Here is a 2,266-nt window from a genome sequence, read left to right on the forward strand (position 1 = left end):
AGCGCTCGAGCCCGATGCCGCACTCGAAACCCGTCTTCACTTCCGAGACGTCGTCCTTGAACCGGCGGAGCGACGCGATCTTTCCCTCGTAGACGACGCGGTTGTCGCGCAGGAGCCGCACGCCCGCCGAGCGCGGGATCGTCCCCTCGGTCACGTAGCAGCCGGCGACGATGCCGACCTTCGGGACCTGGAACGTGTTGCGCACTTCGGCGCGGCCGCGATTGACTTCCTTGAGCGTCGGCTCGAGCAGCCCCTCCATCGCCTTCCGGATGTCGTCGGTGATGTTGTAGATCACGGTGTAGAGGCGGATGTCGACGCCGGCCTTCTCCGCCTCGGTCTCGGCCTTCTTCTCGGGGCGCACGTTGAATCCGATGATGATCGCGCCCGACGCCGAGGCGAGCAGCACGTCGTTGACGTTGATCGCGCCCACGCCGGCGTGCAGCACGTTGACCTTGACCTGGTCGCTCGAGAGCTTTTTCAGGGTCGAGGAGAGGACCTCGGCCGAGCCCATCACGTCGGCCTTCAAGATGATCGCGAGGTCCTTGGTCCCGCCGGCCTGGATGCGCGAGAAGAGCGCCTCGAGCGAGGTCTTCGACGACGACGCCATCGACTGCTCGCGGTTCTTCTCCTTCCGGAACGAGACGATCTGCCGCGCGCGAATCTCGTTCTCGACGACCTGGAAGGTATCGCCCGCCGACGGGAGGTCCTCGAAGCCCATCACCTCGACGGGCGTCGACGGGGCGGCCTCCGTCAGGCGGTTGCCGTTCTCGTCGGACATCGCGCGCAGCCGCCCGGAGACCGCGCCCGCGTAGAACACGTCGCCGATCTTGAGCGTCCCCGACTGGACGAGCACGGTCGCGACGTTGCCGCGTCCCGCCTCGCGGCGGGCCTCGATCACGACGCCGCGCGCCATGCCGGTGGGATCGGCCTTGAGCTCCTGCAGCTCCGCCACGAGCCTGATGATCTCGAGGAGCTGGTCGATCCCCTGCTTCTTCAGGGCCGAGACCTCGACGGACGGCACGTCGCCGCCCCACGACTCGAGGAGCACGCCGCGGTCGCCGAGCTCCTTCTTGACGCGCTCGACGTTGGCATTGGGCTTGTCGATCTTGTTGATCGCGACGACGATCGGCACCTTCGCCGCGCGGGCGTGGTCGATCGCCTCGACGGTCTGCGGCATCACCCCGTCGTCGGCCGCGACGACGAGCACGACGATGTCGGTCGCCGCGGCGCCGCGCGCGCGCATCAGCGTGAAGGCCTCGTGGCCGGGCGTGTCGAGGAAGACGATCGGGGTGCCCTTCGTCTCGACGCGGTACGCGCCGATGTGCTGCGTGATCCCGCCCGCCTCGCTCGCCGCGACCTTCGTCTCGCGGATCGCGTCGAGGAGGGAGGTCTTCCCGTGGTCGACGTGCCCCATGACCGTCACGACGGGCGCGCGGGGCGCGAGCTTCTCGGGCGACGCCGCCTCGCCCTTCTCCTCGCGAGCGAGCTCCATCTCTTCCTCGAACGAGACGACGGCGGCCTCGACGCCGATCTCGCGGGCGATCTCGACCGCGACGTTGGCGGGGAGGCTCTGGTTGATCGTGACCATCATGCCGCGCCGGAGGAGCTTCTGGACGAGGTCCCGGGCGAGCACGCCGAGCTTCTCGGAGAGCTCCTTGACCGTCACGCCCTCGGAGAGGAAGACCGGTCCCGTCGGGAGCGGCTTCTTGAACTCGACGATCTTGCCGGTGTCGTCGTGCCGCGTTTCCTTGCCCGCGCGCCGCATCGCCGACTTCGATATCGGTTTGGGCTCGGCCGGCTCCTCGATCGTCGCGTTCTTGTCGATGAGCGGCAGCGTGATGTCCGAGTAGGTGTCGGGCTGGTACTCGCCCACGAAGTCGCGCAGGTCGACCTCGTCGGCGGCGTTGATCTTCGGACGCGCGCCGGTCTTCTTGGCGGCGGCCTTCTTGGACTCCTCCTCCTTCTTGCGGCGGAGGGCCTTGTTCTCGTCGGCGGCCGAGGGCGCCTCGGTCGTGCCGGGACGCAGGGGGCGGCCCCCGGGGACCGGCCGCCCGGGGGGCAGCGGCGGGCGGGCGCCGGGAATGCGCGCGCCGGGGGCGCCGGGCGCGGGGCGATAGACGCTCGGAACGGGGCGGGCGCCCGGCGCGAATCGCGGCGGCGGGGCGCCGGGACGGGCCGGGACGGTCCCGGGACGCGCGGGCGACGCGGCGGCCGGCGGGGGGCCGGGCCGCGCGATCGGCCGCCGCGGCGGAAGCACGATCTTCCG

The 2,266-nt window shown here is 70.5% G+C and carries 1 protein-coding gene; it reads right to left on the reverse strand.

Features of this window, described 5'->3' with window-relative positions:
- On the reverse strand, positions 1-2,257 hold a 2,257-nt coding region (infB, locus tag VKH46_14805; protein HKB72114.1), incomplete at its 3' end, for a translation initiation factor IF-2.
- Positions 2,258-2,266 lie beyond the last annotated feature (9 nt).

This window comes from Thermoanaerobaculia bacterium (genome assembly GCA_035260525.1).
GTDB lineage: Bacteria > Acidobacteriota > Thermoanaerobaculia > UBA5066 > DATFVB01 > DATFVB01.